Annotated in this window: 5 protein-coding genes and 1 pseudogene; 2 read left to right on the top strand and 4 right to left on the bottom strand. The window is 68.2% G+C overall.

Annotated elements, in window-relative coordinates; genetic code table 11:
• Positions 1-612, top strand: a pseudogene (locus tag E1266_RS38550) (hypothetical protein); the annotation flags it as partial.
• 130 nt (positions 613-742) lie between these two features.
• The gene (locus E1266_RS35430) at positions 743-925 is read left to right on the top strand and encodes a hypothetical protein (RefSeq protein ID WP_132054680.1); all 183 of its coding nucleotides are present in this window, start codon (positions 743-745) and stop codon (positions 923-925) included.
• Positions 926-940: 15 nt separating this feature from the next.
• Here E1266_RS35430 and E1266_RS35435 read toward each other — a convergent pair whose 3' ends face one another.
• From E1266_RS35435 to E1266_RS35450, 4 genes are all read right to left on the bottom strand, one after another.
• Complete coding sequence (locus tag E1266_RS35435; protein ID WP_132054682.1) at positions 941-1,666, bottom strand: Crp/Fnr family transcriptional regulator; 726 nt, start codon at positions 1,664-1,666, stop codon at positions 941-943.
• Positions 1,667-2,442: 776 nt separating this feature from the next.
• The gene (locus tag E1266_RS35440) at positions 2,443-3,054 is read right to left on the bottom strand and encodes a DUF2637 domain-containing protein (protein ID WP_132054684.1); all 612 of its coding nucleotides are present in this window, start codon (positions 3,052-3,054) and stop codon (positions 2,443-2,445) included.
• Complete coding sequence (locus E1266_RS35445; protein WP_165966342.1) at positions 3,051-3,998, bottom strand: bifunctional lytic transglycosylase/C40 family peptidase; 948 nt, start codon at positions 3,996-3,998, stop codon at positions 3,051-3,053. Before E1266_RS35445 ends, E1266_RS35440 begins: the two co-directional genes overlap by 4 nt.
• A gap of 41 nt (positions 3,999-4,039) precedes the next feature.
• A complete protein-coding gene (locus tag E1266_RS35450) occupies positions 4,040-4,966 on the bottom strand; it encodes a replication-relaxation family protein (protein WP_132054688.1) in 927 nt (308 codons plus the stop codon).
• Between the last annotated feature and the right edge of the window lie 217 nt (positions 4,967-5,183).

Genomic DNA, 5,183 nt, shown 5'->3' on the forward strand with positions numbered 1-5,183 from the left:
CGGCTGTCCATGCGCGGCGCACTGGCCGCCGACGCCCAACGCGCCGCCGGAACCGTCCCGACCGCCGAACCGTTCACCCGCACCACCCGCCGCCACGTGCCCGCGCCGCCGCTGCGCATCGGCATCGCCTGCGACGTGTCCGGCTCCATGAACGCCCTGGCCGCCCCGGTCGCCTCCGCCGCCTGGATCATCGCCCGCGCCGCCGGACACATCCCCGACGCCCTAGCGGCAACCGTCATCTTCGGCGCCCGCGTCCGCCCCATCGTCCACCCCGGACACACCCCGAACACCGTGACCACGTTCGCCGCCCAAGACAACACCGAGAACTTCGTCCAGGCCGTCGACGCCCTCGACTCCGCCGCCGAACTGACCCGCCCCGGCGCCGCCCGCCTGCTGGTCATCGTCTCCGACGGCATCTTCAAACCCGACCAGCGCGAAGACGGCCAGAAACGCCTCGACCGACTCACCGCCACCGGATGCGGCGCGCTGTGGCTGTCCATGAACGGCCGCACCAAAGCCATGAAAGGCGCCCACCTGGTCACCCTGACCGACCCCGCCGCAGCCGCCGACGCCATCGGCGCCGCCGCTGTCCGCGCCCTACGCACCGCTTGACCACCCGCCGCCCGGTGCGCCCCACACACGGGGGTGCACCGGGCAGCGGGACAGGCGCCCCATTCGCTCACCGGACGGGGTGACCGCCGCACCTGGTCTAGAGAACACCCAAGCGGAACAGGAGACCGGCGTGAATCGTATGGAGTCCAACGTTTGTGATCGCTACGACCACGCCCACTTGTCGCACTGCGAAGCCGAGGCGAAGACGCTGGTCGGCCTGGACGAAGGCGACGCCGCCGCCGAGCAGGTCGCCGCGCGGGCTGGCGTTGAGGTGTATGGCTCGTTGCGTAGTGCCCTGTCGGGCGCTTGCTAGGGTCGGAGATCCTCGTCAGGTGTCGGCCAGGTAGATGCCCATCTTTTCGTTGTGGGTTTGGTCACGCAATGCCTCTAGGTCGTAGACAATCAGTCGGCGTCGCCCGGTCTCAATCCAACCCTGGCGGCGCAGCAAGCTGAGCGTCTTACTGACTGCCTCTCTGGACGCACCTACCCAGCCGGCGAGTTCCTCCTGCGAGAGGTTGAGCGTGATCCGAATACCACCGGATGTCTTTGCTGTCGGATCCTCGTAGGGGGTGCCGAAGCGCTCGGCCAGCTCGACTAGCCGTGCAGCGACACGGCCTGTCGCGTCGACCCTGCCCAATTCAACTCGTTGGCTGTCAGCCTCTCGCCATAGTCGACAGAGTGTTCGCATGATCACGACCGAAACTCGACCATTGGCCTGCAGAAAATCCATAAAGGCAGCTGAGGTGAGGACGATCGCCTGGGCATGCTCGAGAGCGGCAACAGTCGCCGAGTGTGGCAGTCCGTCGATGGCGGCCACTTCGCCGATCAATGCTCCCGGTCCTCGAACCGCAAGTAAAACCTCACCTCCATGCTCGACGAAGGAGTATGCCTTGACTCTGCCCTCCAGCAGAACGGCGACCGAAGTCGAGTCCTCGCCTTCCCGGCAGAGCAACTCACCGCGCTGGTAGCTGCGTTCTCGGCCGCGAGAGGCAAGATCGTCTCGCTCCACCGCGGTGAGCTCGGCCATGAATGAACCCGGTTCGAGTTTGGTCATTGTGCTTGTTCCGGCGTCGGTTGACCGGCTGTGCTGCCATCGTTCGTCGGCGACACTGTCATGTTCCCTGGGCCGCCGAGGCAGCTTGAACGTCGGCAGTGCCTCCGGTGATCACGACGATTGCGTCGATCGATCCTGCTGGCCAGCCGTTTGGCCCGCAGATCCGTCCAAAAACTCAACCGGTCCTTGGAATTTTGAGGCATTACTGCCTTCGCGAACCGGCTAGAGGCGATCACCAACATGGTGAGACCGCCGATCACCGTGCTCAACGCTATGAGCCAGTCCGGGACGCCGCCATCGGGTAGAAGAGACCCGAGCACGGGCAGTCACCACAAGGTGCCGGACGGAAAGCCGGCTACCCAACACTCGCTTAACGGGACAAATGGGGACACAGGGGCCTCCTCGCGATCAACCCAGCCTGACAATCCCAGCCCCGCGGAAGCATGCAGCCCAGGCGAGCAGAGTGGAAGCGGGCCACGTCAGTCCTCGGAGACAGGATGGACGATCTGACTCTAGGTCAACGCGCAATTGCGAGGGAAGGCCCAATTCAAGGCACAGAAAGGTAGGGTCTCCAGGCTTCCACCTCTGAAGATCCCTACCTTGTGCGGCAGTGTCCAGGCTGGGTTGGCGCGAACAGGCTGCTGACCTGCAGCATCCAGCATCGGAAAGCCTCTGTCTGTGAAGAAATACCAGAACGGCCCACCGGCGAGCACCATCACGTACGCGGCGCTTGCCGCCAAGACAAGCATGGGCGGCAGCGGCGGCCAAGTCGAGAGTTAGGGTGAGCCCTGCTCTTCGCTGCTGACGATGATCTGCTTGACCTTGCGGCGGTCGAGGCCGTGCTTTTCTGCCAGGAAGCGCTGGGACAGTGGACGCCCTGGACCGTTCAAACTCGCCCGGTACTCGGCCAGAACCGCTTGCTCGGGTGTCTGTTCAGCTTGGGAGCCTTGGTGTACCGGCTGTCCCAGACTGGTGCGTTCCGGTTCCGGCACGCTCACACCGCGGGGTGCCGCGCGGCGGGTGAGGGTCATCAGCAACTCGAACGAGCCGACCAGGGCCAGGGCGGGCCAGGCGCTGACGAGGGCGCCGATGGGCCCGTGTGTGGCGCCGTGCGCCACGTTGGCGCCCACCGTGGCGCAGATGCCCGCAGCCAGGCTCCACCCGGCCAACGCCGGTACGGGGCGGTTGCGGCGGCTGGCGTCCAGGATCACCATGGACGCCGCCCAGATCAGGCCGTCCACGGTGAACGGGACCAGCCGCGCCGTCGCGCCGGTTTCACCGTGGGCGCGGACCAGGTCGAGCATGTGCGCGTAGGAGATGAGTGCGGCCACGGCAGCGACCGTCACCACCGCGAGTGCTGTTGTCACTTTGATCAGTCGATTGGTCACCGGTCGGCTCCGCTCGCCGGTGCCTCTGCCCGCTGGTGTGCGGTGGGTCGGGTGAAGCCGAGCAGTGTGGAGCGGTGGTAGGGCTGAATCTGGACGACGGTGCCGGTGTGTGGTGCGGCGATCATCTTCCCGCCCCCGATGGCCAGGCCGACGTGTCCGGGGTTGTTGGTTGAGGTGCCGGGACCGGAGTTGAAGAACACCAGGTCGCCTGGCTGCTCGCGTCCGGTGGGGACGCGGGGGCCGTGCCGCCATTGCGCGCCGGACACGCGCGGGATGCTGATTCCGGCGGCGCGGTAGGCTGCGTAGGTCAAGCCGGAACAGTCGAACGCACCCGGTCCGGTCGCGCCCCAGAGGTACGGTTTGCCGAGTTGCGCGCGGGCGAACGCGATCGCCTTCGCGGCAGCGTGGCCGGGGGGCGCCACCGTTGAGAAGGCGCTGGCGCAGTCTGCTGGGGGGGCGCCGAGCTGAGCAGTTGTGCGTTGGGCGTAGGCGCGAGCTTGTCGGACGACCTTGTCCACGTAGGCGGCGGAGTGGTTGTACTGGAACAGTGCAGTCCGGAGGCGGCGGGGTGCGCCGCTGTGCTTGAGGTAGCGGGCGGCGGCCGGGATCGCATCGGCAGGGTCATAGACATCCCTGCGGCCGTCCCGGTCGCCGTCGACACCGAACGCGGCCCAGGTGCCGGGCATGAACTGCATGGGACCGGCCGCTCCGGCATGGTTGCGGCCCGAGGAGATACCCGGGCCGGGCCCGCGCCCGTGGTCGGACTCGACCTTCCCGACCGCCGCCAGGACGTGCCACCCGATCCCGTACTGTTCCCCAGCTGCTCGGTAGAGCGTCAGGTACGCAGGCGGGATATCGGCGGTGGAGCTACCGGGCTCAGGCTGGCAGACGGGCTCTCCGGAGCCGGGCATGACCGCGCCGATCACCGCGACGAGCACGGCCATCAGGACCAGGACGCCGATGGCTGCTCCGACAGCTAGCGGCATCAGGAGCCCGCCGAGTCGGGCGCTTGAGCGTCGTCGTGCCGGCGGACGGTTGCCCACAGGCGCGCGAGATCGCCGAGGCGGCGGCGAGGGCCGGTGGCGCCGGCGGGCTGCCACACCGGCCCGGCGGGCCCGTCGGGTGAGCTGGCGGGCGTGTGGACGGCGGTGGCGACCGGGATCTCGGGTGTGCCGAGCAGGCGGCGCAGGTTGGCCTCGCGTTTGGGTGAGGGCAGCCAGAACAGGACGGGTGTGGTGGTGCCGGTGGCTTCAGCGAGGTCGGCGTAGCCCCCGAGTTTGGCGGTGACCCGGGCGAGCTTTTCGGTGCCGGTGTCGTGCTCGAGGAAGAAGTCCAGCGTGGCCGCGGTGCCGTCGCCGCGGGGCTCGGCCCAGCGGCCGAAGGCGTCCGGCCGGGCCAGGTCACCCCACAAGGCTGCACACCGGTGTTCCGACCACCACTGCTCCACAGCGCCGCCTCGGCACCGGGCGTGAGCGTGCAGGGAGATGAAGAACTCGTTCACGCCGATCTGGTGGGCGAGGCGGGGTGAGACGGCGATGGCGGTGGCGGTGTCCTGCCGGTAGCCGAACTCGGCGACGCTTTGGCCGTGCTGGACGGCCAGGACATGCGCGCCGGCCGGGCCGAGGACCCAGTGCCAGGGCTTGGAGCCGACGGGTGCCCAGGGACGGAACCGGAGTAGGGCGTGGTGGTTGTGCAGGTGGTTGAGGCGCTGTCGGGTTCTTTCTGGGGTGCGGAAGAACAGTCGGGTGAGCTGGTCGGTGGTCAGGACGCGGTGTTCCCAGAGCAGGGTCAGCAGGTTCCGATCGCGGTTGGTGAGCCGGTAGGCCAGTTCCGCGACGACCTCGGGGGTGACTCGTGGCGCACGGATCTGGGTTCCGCGTAGCCGGGTGCGGGTTGTGCGAGGCCGGGTCATCGCTGCTCTTCCTCTGCGGGCGGTAGGGCATCCGCGCTGACCGGGGTTGCTCGATTGGGCCTTTCGGCGGGTGTGAGCGGTGAGGTGTCCAGGTCTCGCAAAGCGACCTCGGGGATCGAGCGTGCGGTGCGCTGGGGCGTGAAGCGTTCGCGTGATGCGCTGCGCACTGCGGCTGCTCGTCCGGGGATGGGGTCGGGTAGTGGGCGGGTGCGGAAGG

It is taken from the genome of Actinomadura sp. 7K534 (assembly GCF_004348575.1).
GTDB classification, from domain to species: Bacteria; Actinomycetota; Actinomycetes; order Streptosporangiales; family Streptosporangiaceae; genus Spirillospora; species Spirillospora livida.

Coding starts and splice junctions, on each gene's coding strand:
- E1266_RS35435 (WP_132054682.1), bottom strand. CDS start 1,666: ATGACCAAACTCGAACCGGGTTCATTCATGGCCGAGCTCACCGCGGTG.
- E1266_RS35445 (WP_165966342.1), bottom strand. CDS start 3,998: ATGGCCGTGCTCGTCGCGGTGATCGGCGCGGTCATGCCCGGCTCCGGA.
- E1266_RS35450 (WP_132054688.1), bottom strand. CDS start 4,966: ATGACCCGGCCTCGCACAACCCGCACCCGGCTACGCGGAACCCAGATC.